Source organism: Pseudalgibacter alginicilyticus, assembly GCF_001310225.1.
Classification (GTDB): Bacteria; Bacteroidota; Bacteroidia; order Flavobacteriales; family Flavobacteriaceae; genus Pseudalgibacter; species Pseudalgibacter alginicilyticus.
The window spans coordinates 2,164,673-2,181,095 of record NZ_CP012898.1 but is presented as its reverse complement, the minus strand read 5'-3'; the positions used below and the strand labels follow the sequence as shown (position 1 = coordinate 2,181,095).

Below are 16,423 nucleotides of genomic sequence, written 5' to 3'. Positions count from 1 at the left end.
CCTTAAAAATAAAATCTGACAAATGGAGCCCAAGGATCTGCATAAATGCTTTTTTGAGTATCGTATAAAATGTCATATCTAATTCCAAAGGTAATATTGCCATTGCGATAACCTGCACCAACAAATAACGCAGGCGACCAATAATTGTCAGTAGCCAAGTTTAATCGAGTGTCATAACGCCTGTTTACATTAAGTTGTTCAAATTCTGCAGATAATTGTAACTCATTTATCGGGCTAAATAATCCAATAAGGCTTCCCCCTAAAATGGTAGATTTGTATACATCTTTTTGATTGTTTATAGTACCGTTTAAACCTAAGCCTAAACCAAATTGATTGTTAAATTCATAAATAGCACTAGGAGCTAAAGTGCCACTAAAAAAACCATCGCCAAAACTTAGTCCAATGCCTCCTCCAAAACGGACATTTTGCCAAAAATCACTTGTATATTTTTGTTGCGAAAAACTAAAAGTTGTTATTAATAAGAAACCGATTATTATTTTTTGTTTCATAAGGTTAAGGTTTTAAATGATTTTATGGGATTTGATTTTTTATTTAAAAAATTATTAAAATGTAAATCTAAAAAATTATAATTCAATAAAAAATTAACAACAATGCTAATTATTTAACTAAATCAGACTATCTGCTCTATAAATATAATAAAAGAAACATCTAGTTTTACCAAAAGTTGTATTTTTGAAAAATTTCTGAATTAGAAAAACGATTTTAAAATTAATAATGGATAAATATTCCTTTTTAAACGCAGCACATACAGCATATTTTGCTGATTTATACGAACAATATACACAGAATCCAGATTCTGTAGAACCAAGTTGGAGAGCCTTTTTTCAGGGTTATGATTTCGGATCAGAAAACTATGGATTAGATGGTGAAATAGTAGAAGGGGTTTCTGCTCAAATTCCAGAACATGTACAAAAGGAATTTCAAGTGGTAAAACTTATTGATGGTTACCGTATGCGTGGTCATTTGTTTACAAAAACCAATCCTGTTCGAGCTAGAAGAACTTACGAACCTACTTTAGCTATTGAAAATTTTGGCTTGTCTAATGATGATTTAGATACTGTTTTTAATGCTGGAGAAATATTAGGCTTAGGTGGTGCCCAATCTTTACGAGAAATAATTGGCCATTTAGATAGAATTTATTGTAGTTCTATAGGGGTGGAGTATATGTATTTACGAAATCCAGAAGTTATCGCTTGGTGGCAAAATCAACTTAACGTAAATGATAATCAACCTAATTTTGATAAGGATACTAAAAAATATATTCTTTCAAAACTGAATCATGCGGTTACTTTTGAAAACTTTTTGCAAACTAAATATGTTGGTCAAAAACGTTTTTCTTTAGAGGGGGGGGAGTCCTTAATTCCTGCTTTAAGTAACACACTTTACATGTCTGTTGAAAAATATGGTGTTAAAGAATGTGTTTTAGGAATGGCACATAGAGGTAGATTAAGTACTTTGGTAAACATTTTTAGAAAACCAGCTTATGAACTTTTTAGTGAGTTTGATGGTAAGGATTTTGAGGACGCACATATCGATGGTGACGTAAAGTATCATTTAGGGTTAACTTTAGATAAAACTTACCAAAACGGTAAATCTATTAAAATGAATTTGGTGCCAAATCCATCGCACTTGGAAACGGTAGCTTCTGTAGCAGAAGGTATTACCCGTGCAAAAATTGATAATGATTATAATGGCGATGATTCTAAAATTTTACCAATCATTGTACATGGTGATGCAGCCATAGCTGGTCAAGGTATTGCTTATGAAGTAGCACAAATGAGTCAGCTTAATGGCTATAAAACTGGAGGTACTTTACATATTGTGGTTAATAACCAGATAGGATTCACTACTAATTATTTAGATGCACGTTCAAGTACCTATTGTACAGATGTAGCAAAAGTTACTTTATCTCCTGTTTTACATGTTAATGCAGACGATGCTGAAGCGGTTGTTCATGCTGTAGAATTAGCATTGGCTTATAGAATGCGTTATAAAAAAGATGTGTATATTGATTTATTAGGGTATCGAAAATACGGGCATAATGAAGGTGATGAACCTCGTTTTACTCAACCTAAATTATATAAAGAAATATCAAAACATAATAATCCTTTTAATATCTATTCAGAAAAACTAATAGCTGAAAATACAATTGATAAAGCCTATTCTGATGGGATTGTTGATGAATTTAAGTCTACTTTAGAATCACACTACGAAAAATCTAAATTAGAAGAATCATCAAAAGTTCGTGAGTTTATGCAGGAACGTTGGAAAGGGTTTGTGCGTAGAGGTGTAGATGCTATATTGCAGACTGAAAACACAAGCTTTCCTAAAACTAATTTAGAAAACATAGCTAAAGTTGTTTCTACCGTTCCAGAAGGTGTTAAGTTTTTACGCAAAGCAGAGCGTATCTTGGAAGGTAGAGCTAAAATGGTTTTTGAAACAGATGAATTAGATTGGGGTATGGCCGAAACCTTAGCCTATGGAAGTTTACTTGAAGAAGGCTTTAATGTGCGTATCTCAGGACAAGATGTTGAACGTGGTACTTTTAGCCACCGTCATGCCATTTTGCGTGATGAAATTTCAGAAGAACGTATCAATCTTTTAAATACAAACCCTGCTAATAAAGGTGAAATGTATATTTATAATTCATTTTTATCAGAGTATGGTGTGCTTGGTTTTGATTATGGTTATGCCATGGCAAATCCAAATACTTTAACTATTTGGGAAGCTCAATTTGGAGATTTTAGTAATGGTGCACAAATTATTTTTGACCAATATTTATCGGCGGCAGAAGACAAATGGAAATCTCAAAATGGTATAGTCGTATTATTGCCTCATGGATACGAAGGGCAAGGTTCAGAACATTCTTCAGCTCGAATAGAGCGTTATTTGCAACTCTGCGGAAATGATAATATGATTGTTGCAGATTGTACAACACCAGCTAACTTTTTTCACTTATTGCGTCGTCAATTAAAACGTGATTTTAGAAAACCTTTAATTGTTTTTACACCAAAGAGTTTATTGCGTCATCCAAAAGCGGTGTCGTCTTTAAATGAACTTGCGGATGGTAATTTCCAAGAAATTATAGATGATACTATCAATCCTAAACATGTAAAAAAATTAGTGTTTTGTACAGGTAAGTTTTATTATGATTTATTAGCAGAACGTGAAAACCTTAAAAATGATACAATAGCTTTAGTTAGAATAGAGCAATTATTTCCTTTACATCAGGATAAAATAAAACAAGTTATTGAAAAGTATTCAAATGTTGAGAAATATATTTGGGCACAAGAAGAACCTAGAAATATGGGGGCTTGGGGTCATATTTCAGAACGTTTGGATTTTGTTAAATTAGAAGTTGTTTCAAGACCTTATAATTCTGTTCCAGCACCCGGATCAAGTACAAGGGATAAACGAAGACAACGTAGAGTCATTGATGCTATTTTTGATAATGCTTAAATAGAAAGTTTAAATAAAACAGATAGAAATTCTTATACAATTAAAATTATAAAAAATGATTTTAGAAATGAAAGTGCCTTCACCAGGTGAGTCTATAAAAGAAGTTGAAATAGCTACTTGGTTAGTAGAAGATGGTGATTATGTTGAAAAAGACCAAGCCATTGCTGAGGTAGATAGTGATAAAGCAACATTAGAACTTCCAGCAGAAGAAAGTGGTATTATAACACTAAAAGCAGAAGAAGGTGATGCGGTAGCAGTTGGGGCAGTCGTTTGTCTTATTGATACAAGTGCGGAAAAACCTGAAGGCAGTGCTCCTAAGGAAGAAAAGAAAGAAGACGTTCCAAAAGCTGAAACGCCTAAAACTCCAGTGGCTGAAACCAAAACTTATGCTACAGGAACAGCAAGCCCAGCAGCTAAAAAGATTTTAGCTGAAAAAGGTATGGACGCAGGAGCTATTTCTGGTACAGGAAAAGATGGTCGCGTAACTAAAGAAGATGCTATTCAAGCAGTACCTTCTATGGGAACACCTACAGGTGGTAATAGAGGAACTTCAAGAAGTAAAATGTCTATGTTGCGTCGCAAAGTAGCAGAGCGTTTAGTTGAAGTAAAAAATACAACAGCTATGTTAACTACTTTTAATGAAGTAGATATGTCTCCTATTTTTGCTTTGCGAAATGAATATAAAGAAACTTTTAAAGCCAAACATGGTGTTGGTTTAGGGTTTATGAGCTTTTTTACTTTAGCAGTTGTAAGAGCTTTAGAAATGTATCCAGCTGTTAACTCCATGATGGATGGCAAAGAAATGATTTCTTATGATTTTGCAGATATCAGTATTGCGGTTTCTGGACCAAAAGGGTTAATGGTTCCGGTAATTAGAAATGCTGAAAACTTAAGTTTTAGAGGTGTTGAGGCAGAGGTAAAACGTTTGGCACTTCGAGCAAGAGATGGACAAATAACAGTTGATGAAATGACTGGAGGTACCTTTACAATTACTAACGGAGGAGTTTTTGGTAGTATGTTATCTACTCCTATTATCAATCCACCACAAAGTGGTATTTTAGGTATGCACAACATTGTTGAGCGTCCTGTTGCTATTGATGGTAAAGTTGAAATTCGTCCAATAATGTATGTAGCACTTTCTTATGATCATAGAATTATAGACGGAAAAGAAAGTGTTGGGTTTTTAGTAGCTGTTAAAGAAGCTTTAGAAAATCCAACAGAAATATTAATGAACAACAATGTTAAAAAGGCATTAGAGTTATAAAATAACAAACTATTTTTTTTGAAAAGGTGTTGCAAATGCAATGCCTTTTTTATTGTATTAAAATGAGATTAAAAATATAGGATAATATTTGTAGAAATCACTATAATTATCAAAATAGCCAACCCAATCACAAAGTATTTATTTAAAAATGTATTGTTTTCTTTCACTTCAATTATGTATAAATAATGATTTATAACTCTGCTCTATGCAGAACAGAGTTATTTAAATCACCTTTAAAAAAGTATTGATTAATAGCAGGTTAAAAGTAAAATAAATAGATTGGAAAAAAAATACGCAGTTTTTCGTATTTTTTTGATTCAAAGGTTTTTAATTCATGATAAAGAAGTAAAATATTGCATACCTAATCTAAGGTATTGTGTTTTTGATAGCATGTCAATAAAAAGAATTTTAAACAAATAAAAGCTCTAAATCAGAATGATTTAGAGCTTTTAAAATTCCCCTAAGAACTATTAATAGCAGTAGTCAATTTACGAATTTTTTTTCATTCATTTGTTTTTAAATACAGATATTTTTTTTCATAATCAATAATGGCCTTTCCTTTTTTCAAAACATCTGCGCCAATAATACCATCTACAGGCATTGAATTGTGATTAATAAGAGCAGTGTTTACATGGGTTAGATTAAATAAAACGAGTACAATTTTATTATGCTGCCATTTTCCAATTTTAATTTTATTTTTTTTAGCCATTTTTGTTTCCATATTAATGGCTCCAGCGCCAGCTGCCATAATTTTAGAATCTTTAGCTTTAAGTTTAAAAGTTTCAATACTTTCAAATCCCACACATGAACTGGAAGCTCCCGTGTCTAAAATAAAATTTCCTTTAACGCCATTAATGGTAGCCTTCATTTCAAAATGATTGGTCTTTGTTAGTTTTAATTTTATTTTAGTGTAATTTTTTTCAAGAAGAAATTCTTGCAGTGTCTTTTCCATGTTGTTTTTTGTATTTCAAAAGTAAAAATACTGCAATAAGTACTAAAACCATCCCAATAATTATATTAAATAAAAGATGGTCATGGTTTGGTTTGTCTAATTTGCCGTAGTAAACAAAAGACCCCCAGTAATAAGGTGATTTTTTTGCGTTGCTAATATTTTTATTTTGTAAATAATCGAGTTTGGATTGTTGGTTTGAGTGACAAGCAGATTGTGTATTACTATAATTTTTATAAAATGATTGCATGATTTGTGAGGTTGATAAATCATTTATTTGCCATAATGAGAATAGTAAGTTTTTGGCTCCCGAATATTGAAATCCACGGGCTATGCTCATAGCTCCTTCGCCTTTGTAAAGTTTTCCCACTCCTGTTTCACAAGCACTTAAAACCACTAAGTTTGTATTTAAATTCAAACTATACAATTCATTTAAAAATAATGTGTTGTCATAAAAATCAATATTAGCTGGTTTTGAAAAATTACCACTGCTAGCGTGTGTTGATAAATGTAAAATGCCATATTTATTTGCATTTTCTATAAAATCAGTTTTAGTGGCTTTATCAGCTATAAACAATTCCGAAGTCATTTCATTTCTAATAGCATTAGCTTCATCAAGCGAATAAGTAAGCTGTTTTTTAGTGTTTTTAAAGAGAGGAAAAAAGCCTAATAATTTGTTGTTTTTAATTGTTTTGTTTTTTGCTAAATAAAAATAAATACTGGAATTGTAAACAATATTTTGATTGTTTATTACAAAGGGCATTTTTGAAAAATAATATGAGTTGGTATTTGTTGTAAGTAGTGTTTCAAAAGGGATGAAGTTTAAGAGGCCATCGGGTATAATAATTGTATTTTTTGATTTTGGTATGGTATCAAATTTTAATAATTGAAAAAGCTTAAAAGCCTTTGATGTATAATTTGAGATGTTATTATTTATAATAGAAGCATTATCAAAAAGATGAATAAATTCTATGATGTGATTTTTGATATCTGTACTTAAATTAATTCGGTTTAAAAGAATGTTGTTGTTTGAAATTACAAATTGGTAGATATTGCTCTCACCATAAAAATATTCTACTAAAACCGAATTGTCTGTTTTTAAGTTGTTTTGCAAGGTTTTTAAAGAAAACGATGCTTCATTATTTGGGTATTTTATTGCAATAGCGGTTTTAAGTTTTTTTAGCTGAATACTAATAGCGCTAAGCTGCTTGCTTAAATCATTGATTTTTGATGCTTGGTTATGTCCTAATTGCTCATTTATTAGTAAACTTGTGATGTGCTCTTGGTCTTTTAAAAGTTTAAATTCTTTAGCTAAAAGAGTGTCTTTGGGATTGTGTTGTAGTCGTGTTTTTTTTTGAAAGATTTCTTTTAATGTTGAAACTTTATTGTTTTCAGAATATTGAAGCGCTTCAAATAAATGGGATTTAATTTTAGTTTTGTTATATAGACTTAAAAGAATATCAATGCATTTTTCACTTCTAATTCTATTGTTGGTTTCGTTTAAAGTTTTAGTTTCTTGAGATGTCCAGCTATTTCGCAATAAATTGGAAACGTAAAAACTTAAATTGTAGCTTTCTAATTTTATTTCTGAGTTGGTTTGTAAATTGGCATATAAATCAAAAATATCAATAAAGGTATTTTCTGCATATAAATGGGTTTTGTTTGGTAATCCCTCATTATCAAAATTAGGTAGTAATATTTTAGTTGACTTTTTCAGACTTTTTAAAGCTTCATTAGGTTTGTTTAATAGATAATATAGTTGTGCTTCCTCAACATAAAATTTGGCTAAATCACGAGTTGTAAGTTTGGCTTCATTCATAGCATTTTTCGCTTTTTTAAAGGAGGTAAGTGCTGTATTATAGTCGCCTTTTTTTAAAGCAATGATATACTGGTTTTTATAGGTGTGAAATTTTGAAAAAATACTTTCTTGGTTATAAAAAGCCGCTTCGTCGTATTTGTTTAAGGCAATTAAATTAGCGGTTTTAATACGTTGTAAATGTTTTCTTTTATTACTGGAAGTGTTGAGTTTTTTTAACCCATCATCAATTATTTTTATAGCAGTTTCGTGTTTCCCAATAGTTTGATACAGTGTTGCAAGATTAATAGTAGCACTTATTTGATGGTTGGTATTTTTGTTGTTTTGGGCTATATATGAGTACTGTTTTATTGTGCTTTCTGCATTGGTATAATCGCCAATTTTTGTGTATAGATTCCCTAAGGGTATTAAGCAGTTTTCAATAATATCAAAATTTGAAATATTTGCAAGGTCATTTTTGTTAAATCTATTTAAAGCATCTTCATAGGTTGTAATAGCTTGTTTTAATTTAGAATGAGTATCTAAATAATAACCTTTGTGACTTTGTAAAAAAACCAATGCCAAATGTTCATCTTTAGTTTTTACTTGGCTTTTAAAAGAAGCTTCTTTGTTGTTTAAAAGCTGGAGCGAAGTTTCATTTTGATTATTAATAAAGGTTTCTGCTGCTACATAAATAGATTCTTCAAGATTTTGTGAAAAAGAAAATCCATAGGTTAAAAAGAAAATAAAAAAACATAATTTATACATAAGAGTGGACTGCCAAAATGAGCCTTAGGCTCAGAATTTCCAGATGGCATAAAACTGCCAATAGTTAAAGTTATTTTCTAGATTTAAAACGTAACGAGCTCCTAAGCTTGGACCAATTCTTGAAAATCCAGCTGTTGCATCGAGTACCACCGAAGTTCTTAAATTTACAAAAGAATTAGTTTCATTGGTATTGTTTGTTATGGTATTAAAAGTAGGGGCATCTGCTGCATCGCTTTCAAATTGCTCAATAAAAATAGTTCGATCTTGCTTTTCATTTAAAGAAAATGTGGTTTGCAATCCAGCACCAAGTCCAACGTAATTATTGAGGTTATAACGAACTAGTACAGGAATGTCCCAATCTATATTTTCGTAAGACACATTAGTTGTGGTGCGCTGTAAATATCTAAAGCCTTGTGCGTCGTCAACAAATTGCTCATTAACAAAAGTGTCTGCATTATACTTGTGAAAATTGTTCATAAGTTCTATTTGCCAGTACCAGCGATATGATTTGTAAGGTGAAATGGTTACTCCAAAGAAATAACTGTCTGAGTTTTTTAGATCTGAAAATGAATTGACACCTACTTTGGCACCAATAGAAATTCCTGGTGAAAATCGGGTGGTGGAGTAGTTGGTTATAATGGGATCATTTTTATCAAAGATGATTGCCGTTCTACTTTTTGTAGACTTTTTGTGAAAATCTTTGGCAAATTTGATGCTGTATTTTACAAAGCCTTTGGTGGAATCATATTCCTTAACATTTTTTTGTTCGCTTCCAGGAAGGTAAATATTTTTAAATGTAAAAATGGCTTGGGTGTCTGTAAAGGAGGTGTCTAAACAACTATATAAAACCTCACGTTTCGGGCAGATGTCGCATTTAGGGTACATGTCTAACACCTTTATAGTAGATTTGTCCAACATGTCTGGAATATCGGTTTCTAAACGAATGGTACGTGCTGGGCCTTCGCCATTATTTTGGAATTTTACTTTATATTTTAAGGTTTTAAACCGCACTAATCTGTAATTCATAAAGGTGCCGTTTGATGACATTTTATTAGGGTCGTGCGAGGTAACGATTTCCATTTCCATGTCTTTTACTTTATGGTTGTCGTAATTGGCATCGGGTACATAAATACCACGAACAGAAATAATGGCACTGGTGTCCTTAACCATTTCAGGTGTGGTTTTTAAACTAAAAAAAATGTTGCGTTCCTCGTTTGGGTTCATATTTCCAAATTCTAAGAGCCTCCAGTTTTTGTATAAGGTCTTGGATTCTTGAATGGTTAACGGAAGGTTTGTTTTTTCGGTAGAATCTTGTATGGCTTCAGATGTTTTTACGAGTTCATTTGTTGATGAAGCTAAATACGTTTTAGTATTTTCAATGTTATAAGTAAAAGCAAATTCATCGGTTGAAACTTTGTTTTCATTATGGTGTGTTCTGGTTTCTATCAGTTCAAAATTATTGGCTTTATATTTCAGTTCGTTATAGAACAGATAAAGTTTTCCGTTGGTTACATAATCTTTTATATTTTTGTAGCTTAATACAACCACCATTTCTTGGTCTGGAACAGGCTCTCTATTTCGCTTTAAGATAAAATCCTCATCCATAGAGGCTATTTCTTCATATTCGGTTGTAACGTTGGTTATGGCCACTTTTTTAGGACGGGTAGTGGGTGGCTTTCCTGTATCATAATTATTGGTTGCCCAAAGTTTTACGTTGTATTCACCTTTGTTTTTATATATATGTTTAGGGTTTTCTTCTGTGCTGTAATTACCATCACCAAATTCCCAGAAATGAGTGTAAAATGCTTTTGGTGCTCCTGCTATTTGGTTTAAAATTGGAGTTTCTGGTGTAAAAACAACTTGGTTGCCATTTGCAGTATGATTTATAGTTGCGGTTCTAGTAATTGTATCGGTTACTATTCTCTGACCATAAGTATAAGTACAGAAAAATAAAAAGCAAATAAAAAATAGCTGTTTGTTCATAGCGATAAGGGTTTTATTTGGTCTAAATATACTAAAAAGTGTCCGCTTAAAAATAGTTTTAAAATTGTAAGTTAATCAATCTGTTATGTAATTTGAGGCTACAATCATAATATTAGCACTTAACACTAACATGATAAGCGCTATTAAAATTAATATGTAAACCTTTTTTTTCATAATATTCTGTGGGCTATATCTTTATATAAATAATAGGCTTGATTTGTTACCCATTACTAAATAAAAAAGCCAGAAACTTGGGTGTTTCTGGCTTTTGATAAATAGGTTAAAAAATTGGACAAAAAAAGATATAAGTAGGTCTTTTTGTTAATAGTTGTTTATGGTAAATCATTAATAATAGTTGTAAGTTGTGCTTCTGTTACTACTGAGGTTTCGTTTTCAGTAAATGTGATGATATCATTTTCTACAATAGTTACTTCTTTTATAGCATATTTCCAGTTGTCGTTTTCTTCTGTTGCAAAAATGATATGACATTCTAATCCGATTGGAATTTGTCCGTAATGCTCACTAAACAAACCAGTAGCTGGATCATAAGTATCAAGTTGAGCTAAACCAGTTTCTTCACCATCATAAGAAATGTAAACCGAACTATTAGTATTGTCATAGCCTTCTGGTACTCCAACAAGAATGGTTGTTTTGTCTCTTGGGTCGTTGTAAAATCTATCTACGTTAGACCATCCGAACGATTGGAAAAAGCCATAGTAATTATTTCCTTCTGCAAACACACCTCCTTCACCTTGAGCACCATCTCTTTTTTCTTCTTCCCAAACAAGGTTTCCATCTTCATCAATAATACCATTCCAAAGAATCATTTCATTATCAACTCCACCTGTTAAATCTGCCGGAATAAACATTTGAAAGCCACAATTGGTTTCAAGAGCCTCCCCATCTTTGGTGGCTTCTACAAAAAACTCACCACCAGTTAGTAATAAAGCTTTGTCGCCATTAGGCATGATTCCCATAGTAGGTTTGTTGGTAGTAAGCATATTGCCTTTTTCAAATATTTCAACAAATTCTAGATCAATAGTTCCTGTAATGGCATTTCCGTTTAAGGTTAAACAATTGGTGTTAATGTAAATTTCTACACCATTTTCTGAGGTTAGGTTTACACTGCCGTCTGCGGCATCAAACTGGAATGTTTGTGTTAAATCTTCTAAGGCCGCGTCTTTTAGATTGTTAAAATCTTCTGCCGTAGCGCGGATAATAATGTCGTTGTCATCGTCCTTTTCACAGCTTGTAAAGATTAAAGTAGTCAATAATAAAGTTCCTAATAAGTGTTTTAAATGTTTCATAATAATTGGGTTTAAATTGTTATTCGAGTTTATATAAACAGGGTAAGCATTTTGTTACCCTGTTTGGTAAATTATTTTTAATTTTTTTTCACTTCGACTATGCTCAGTGTAAATTTATTGTTGAGGTTGACTGATGATTATTTTAGATACAATAGCATCTCCAGAAGCAACCAACTGTATCATTTTGTGTGCATAATCTTCAGTTGATGAATAGCCTTTTGCAGTACCGGTTGCAGTTTCAACTTCCCAGAAATAATTTCTTTTAGCGTTTACTTCAGATTTTAAAACGAAAAAGCTTTTAATTTCTTTAGCTGTTACTATTTCTCCAGAACTTGAAAGTGTCATCATGTTTTTTGCTTGTTTTAAGGATAAAGATGTTCCTGAGTAAGTTTCTTTTGTGGTTTCTATTTTCCACTCAAAAACTTGAGCAATGTTGTTTTTTGTAATTTCTTTAGATTCAGTTGAAGTGTTACTAATTGTTTTTTCATTGGTAGCGTTTATGTTTAATATTGATAAAGCTACAGTTGCGATAATTAAAATTGATTTTTTCATGATTTTTAAATTTTATGGATTATTTAAAATTTGTTGCGTCGTTATTCTGACTGTTACACCCTCATATCAAAAGCATTTAAAAATTGTTACCCTTTTATTTGAAAGTTTTTTTACTTTAGTAGCAAATACAAGGGCTAATGGGTGAAAAAAAAATACATGAAGATCAAAAATATGTAGTTGGATTGCTGCAAAATAACTCATTTGTTATTCAATCTATATACGATAAGTTTGTACCAAAAGTTATTAATTATATAAAACAGAACAGTGGTAGTGTAGATGAAGCTCAAGATGTAATCCAAGAAACTTTAATAACCATATACAACCAAGCAAAAGAAAAAAAGTTGAAATTAACTTGTCCTTTTGATGCATACTTTTTTTTACTGTGTAAACGCAAATGGTTGAATGAATTAAAAAAATCTTCCAATAAAGAGGTAACAATTAATGAAGAAGTGTTATATAAAGATGACGAGGCTCAAGAATTGGCTTTTGAAACGTCTGTATTTGGCCAACAAGAAGCTCTGTTTACAGAAATGTTTAATAAGTTAGGAACCGCGTGTAGAGATTTACTTACTGCTACTTTTAAAATAAAGTCTATGGAAGAAGTGGCCAAAAATTTAGGTGTTACTTACGCTTACGCAAGGAAAAGAAAATCTTTATGTATCGGGAAATTAACAGAAATGGTTCAAGAGTCGCCTAAATTTAACCAACTTAATAATTAATTGTTATGGAGAACCAAAATTACATACAGTTTGAATCCTACTTATCCAACGAGTTAACCAAAGATGAAGTTATAGCTTTTGAATTGCGATTGAAAACCGAGCCAGAGTTTAATCAAGCTTTTAATACTTACAAAACATTAAATACTTTTTTAGCAAATAAATTTGAAAATGAAGTGGAGTCGACAGTATTTCAAGATAATTTAAAATTCATTTCAAATAGTTATTTTGAAAAATATGAAACTCCAAAAAAGACCATTCAATTTAAACCTTGGCAATATGCTATGGTAGCAAGCATCACTTTGTTGATTGGAATTTTTATGTTCAATAATTTTTCGAACCCTTCATATAGTGATTATAATAATTATGGAAATATTAGCTTAACGGTTAGAGGAGACAATGATGATTTATTACAAACCGCTGAAAATGCTTTTAACAATAAAGAATTTGCTAAAGCAGATATTGCTTTTGAGCAGTTAATTAATATAGATGGAGATAATGCCGAATTAAAATTATATCAATCCATAAGTAATATAGAGTTAAATAATTTTGAAATAGCAGATGATTTATTGAATGATATAAGGGCAGGTAATTCAGCTTATAAAAACAAAGCGACTTGGTATTTAGCATTAAGTAAATTGAAACAAGAAAACTACAAAGCCTCTTTGGAAATTTTAAAAACCATTCCAGAAGATGCGGAAGATTATAAGCAAGCACAGAAGTTGATTAAGAAGTTGGATTAATCTGATATCGAGATAACAGTATTTAGCAAATAGCCCATGACGTTTTAAATTGTCATGGGCTGTTTGCTTTTTCAAAATTTAATTAAAATACTACAGCATCTTCAACGTATTCAATTCCTGCTCAGTTAAATGTTTCCAGCTTCCACGTGGAATATCTTTTTTGGTTAAGTGCCCAATAGCCACACAATCTAAACTTATAATTTCGTATTTAAAATAATCAAAAATAGTTCTGATAATGGTATTGCCAGTATTTTTTATTTTTAAACCAATTTCTTTTTTTGATGCACCTTCAATGTAGCTGATTTCTTCAACAGCAATCAGTTTGCCTTCTACTTTAAAACCGCCTTGAATCTTTTTTAAATCTTCAAGTTTTAGGTTTTTATCTAGTTCAATATGAAACAAACGTGGCACCCCATTTTTGGAGTTTGTAAATTTATCTGCAATGGCATCGTCATTGGTAAATAACAACAAACCTTTCGAGTTTCGGCCTAAGCGCCCAATAGGTTTAATTCTAGAAGACGTGGCATTAGCAACTAAATCCATGACGGTTCTACCTTTACCTTCGCTGGTGGTTGTAGCAAACCCTTTAGGTTTGTTAAGCAATACGTATGCTTTTTTTTCTGGGTTTATACGTGCACCATCGTATTTTACTTCATCACCAATTTTTACTTTATATCCCATTTCTGTAATTACTTTGCCGTTTACAGAAACCAATCCTGTTGCTATATGTACATCAGCTTCTCTTCTTGAGCATACACCAGAATTAGCTATATACTTATTTAAACGTATTTCGTCTGGATTAGATTTTCGAGGCGAAACAGATTTTGTAGAATCTGATGGTTTTGTAAAACCACCTTGTGTTTTTATAGGCGCATTGCCTCTAGAATAACTAGTAGAGCGTTTATTTCCGCTTCCCCTGCCAGATACTTTTTTACTACCATTGCTACCTTGTTTCCTGCTCATAATATCATTGATTTTTTGCAAAGATACTTTATAAAATGTTGAATAATGAATTCCGAAATCTGAATTTCCTAAATTCTATTTAAAACTATACTAACATTGATTAAAACGATAGAAAATACGCCTGCAACTATTATAAATTTTAAAATATTATGAAGTATTAAATAATGCATTTTTGTTTTTGATTTCCATAAAAGCATTATAAAGAGTATCAGTAAAATAATGGCTAAATAAAAAAAGAGATACATGTAACCTATTTCAAAACGATATAAAAGTAAATATGAGGGAATCAATGTTAAAACAGTTAAAATAGTCAGCATTATTTTGGATGCTTTTTCACCATAAATAATCGGGATGGTATGGTAGTTTTGAGCTAAATCACCTTTTATGTTTTCTAAATCTTTAGTAAGCTCTCTCATGGATATCATTAAAAATAAGAAAATGGCATGCACAAAAATGACTGTTTCAAAATTTTTATAATACAAGAAAATAGCAAAAAACGGTGTGATAGTTAAAATGGCAGAAGTTAAATTACCAATAAATGGTAGTTTTTTGAGTTTGTGTGAATAAAACCAAATACCGAAAATATAAATTGAAAAAAATACGACTGCATTAAAAGACACATAACTGGCCAAAACTATTGCTACAAAATTTAGGATAAAATAAAATGATAATTTTGTGTTTTGATTTACTAATCTGTCTAATTGAGATTTAATGGGGCGATTTATTAAATCTTTTTCAGAATCGTAAAAGTTGTTGATAATATATCCTCCAGCAATAGTAGCTGCCGATGCCAAAACTAATACAAATAAATTGATGTCTAAGATTACTTTTTTTAAAGGAATATCGTGAGCAAGAATGTAAATAGATGTTAGGTATTGAGCTACAATAATAATAAGAATATTATAGCCTCTTATAACAGAAAACATACTAAAAAACTTTAGAAAAAGATGTTTTTGCTTTCTATTGAATTTCATTTTTTTGCTGATTTACAACTTCTATATTTTCTATAAAGTTAGCTACTTTTTCTGAAACTAAAAATGCAGATGGTTTGGTCAAATGATGTCCATCAGAAAAATTATAGGTTGTGTTATCCTTGAGTAAGTTAATGTAGTTGACGGATGTTGCTTTTGACAACTTTAATATTTTGGCATCAAAATCTGGTATTAATTGTTTTTCAATGGCTTCCATGTTAGAGTCTATAGGTAATCTTACCAAGTAAACAGTTCCATATTTTTTTAAATATAAAATGGTTTTTTTTAAATAGTCTAACCTCACTTTTGAGTAGTTGTAGGTAACAAGTTTTTTGGTGTAGTTTTTTATGGTTTCATTTAAGTCTTTTTCTAATTGTTGGGCATTTATATCTATATTTACTTCAAGCCAACCATCATCATGTAAAAAGTAAGGAGATTTAGTAAATAGCATTTTTACATACATATCACTATAGCCTTTAATGAGATACAAAAGATTTGGGTTGGAGTTAACATAGGTTACTTTTCCTAAAAACATTTCAGACTCATCAAATTGCAACGAATCATTAGGGTTTAATCCACTACTTGAAATAGTCCAAGGATCTACAGATATTATAAACATACCGTTTTTAGATTGTTCATTAACTTTACTTTTAATACTTTTTAGGTATGTTGGGCCGAAAGGACAAGTATTGTACGTAAACGAGTAATTATATAATTTTTTATGGAATCTGTTATTAAAAACCGAAGGTACTAAACCTTGAGCTGATCTTGATGAACCTAAAATCAATGAACTTTGTTTTGTAGATGTGAAGCGCTTATAAAAAGGGTCAAAATGTCCGTTGGCTCTAGAAAAAACAAAAGCTATTGAAATGGTTATAACCATTGAAAAAATAAGAAGTTTATATAAATACTGTTTCAAAAAAAATGATTTT

Annotated in this window: 13 protein-coding genes; 4 read left to right on the top strand and 9 right to left on the bottom strand. The window is 31.0% G+C overall.

Features of this window, described 5'->3' with window-relative positions:
- Positions 1–2: 2 nt before the first annotated feature.
- Positions 3–509, bottom strand: coding sequence for a hypothetical protein (locus APS56_RS09140; RefSeq protein ID WP_054727392.1), 507 nt, complete (start codon positions 507–509; stop codon positions 3–5).
- Between the two features lie 226 nt (positions 510–735).
- Here APS56_RS09140 and APS56_RS09135 point away from each other — a divergent pair, with 226 nt between their 5' ends.
- Both APS56_RS09135 and odhB read left to right on the top strand, forming a co-directional pair.
- Positions 736–3,480, top strand: coding sequence for a 2-oxoglutarate dehydrogenase E1 component (locus APS56_RS09135; protein WP_054727391.1), 2,745 nt, complete (start codon positions 736–738; stop codon positions 3,478–3,480).
- Positions 3,481–3,535: 55 nt separating this feature from the next.
- Positions 3,536–4,744, top strand: a complete 1,209-nt coding sequence (gene odhB, locus APS56_RS09130) for a 2-oxoglutarate dehydrogenase complex dihydrolipoyllysine-residue succinyltransferase (protein WP_054727389.1) — start codon at positions 3,536–3,538, stop codon at positions 4,742–4,744.
- Between the two features lie 502 nt (positions 4,745–5,246).
- Here odhB and APS56_RS09125 read toward each other — a convergent pair.
- The 5 genes from APS56_RS09125 to APS56_RS09105 form a co-directional block, all read right to left on the bottom strand.
- Complete coding sequence (locus APS56_RS09125; RefSeq protein WP_054727387.1) at positions 5,247–5,696, bottom strand: retropepsin-like aspartic protease family protein; 450 nt, start codon at positions 5,694–5,696, stop codon at positions 5,247–5,249.
- Entirely contained in the window at positions 5,665–8,256 is a 2,592-nt protein-coding gene (locus APS56_RS09120) for a CHAT domain-containing protein (protein ID WP_054727385.1), read from the bottom strand. Before APS56_RS09120 ends, APS56_RS09125 begins: the two co-directional genes overlap by 32 nt.
- 30 nt (positions 8,257–8,286) lie before the next feature.
- Positions 8,287–10,239: a DUF7849 domain-containing protein gene (locus tag APS56_RS09115; protein ID WP_054727383.1), complete on the bottom strand. Its 1,953-nt coding sequence runs from the start codon at positions 10,237–10,239 to the stop codon at positions 8,287–8,289.
- A 332-nt stretch (positions 10,240–10,571) separates the two neighbouring features.
- Positions 10,572–11,546 (bottom strand): hypothetical protein, encoded by a 975-nt coding sequence (locus APS56_RS09110; RefSeq protein WP_054727381.1) that lies wholly within the window; start codon positions 11,544–11,546, stop codon positions 10,572–10,574.
- 114 nt (positions 11,547–11,660) lie between these two features.
- Positions 11,661–12,098, bottom strand: coding sequence for a hypothetical protein (locus tag APS56_RS09105; protein WP_054727379.1), 438 nt, complete (start codon positions 12,096–12,098; stop codon positions 11,661–11,663).
- A gap of 137 nt (positions 12,099–12,235) precedes the next feature.
- Between APS56_RS09105 and APS56_RS09100 the strand changes: the two genes are divergently transcribed.
- Complete coding sequence (locus APS56_RS09100; RefSeq protein WP_054727377.1) at positions 12,236–12,817, top strand: RNA polymerase sigma factor; 582 nt, start codon at positions 12,236–12,238, stop codon at positions 12,815–12,817.
- 5 nt (positions 12,818–12,822) lie between these two features.
- Positions 12,823–13,557 (top strand): tetratricopeptide repeat protein, encoded by a 735-nt coding sequence (locus APS56_RS09095; RefSeq protein ID WP_054727376.1) that lies wholly within the window; start codon positions 12,823–12,825, stop codon positions 13,555–13,557.
- Positions 13,558–13,647: 90 nt separating this feature from the next.
- Here the strand turns inward: APS56_RS09095 and APS56_RS09090 are convergent, their stop codons facing one another.
- The 3 genes from APS56_RS09090 to APS56_RS09080 form a co-directional block, all read right to left on the bottom strand.
- Positions 13,648–14,520, bottom strand: coding sequence for a pseudouridine synthase (locus APS56_RS09090; protein WP_054727374.1), 873 nt, complete (start codon positions 14,518–14,520; stop codon positions 13,648–13,650).
- Positions 14,521–14,588: 68 nt separating this feature from the next.
- The gene (locus APS56_RS09085; protein ID WP_082379437.1) at positions 14,589–15,446 is read right to left on the bottom strand and encodes a geranylgeranylglycerol-phosphate geranylgeranyltransferase; all 858 of its coding nucleotides are present in this window, start codon (positions 15,444–15,446) and stop codon (positions 14,589–14,591) included.
- A 34-nt stretch (positions 15,447–15,480) separates the two neighbouring features.
- Positions 15,481–16,410, bottom strand: a complete 930-nt coding sequence (locus tag APS56_RS09080) for a hypothetical protein (RefSeq protein ID WP_157757640.1) — start codon at positions 16,408–16,410, stop codon at positions 15,481–15,483.
- Between the last annotated feature and the right edge of the window lie 13 nt (positions 16,411–16,423).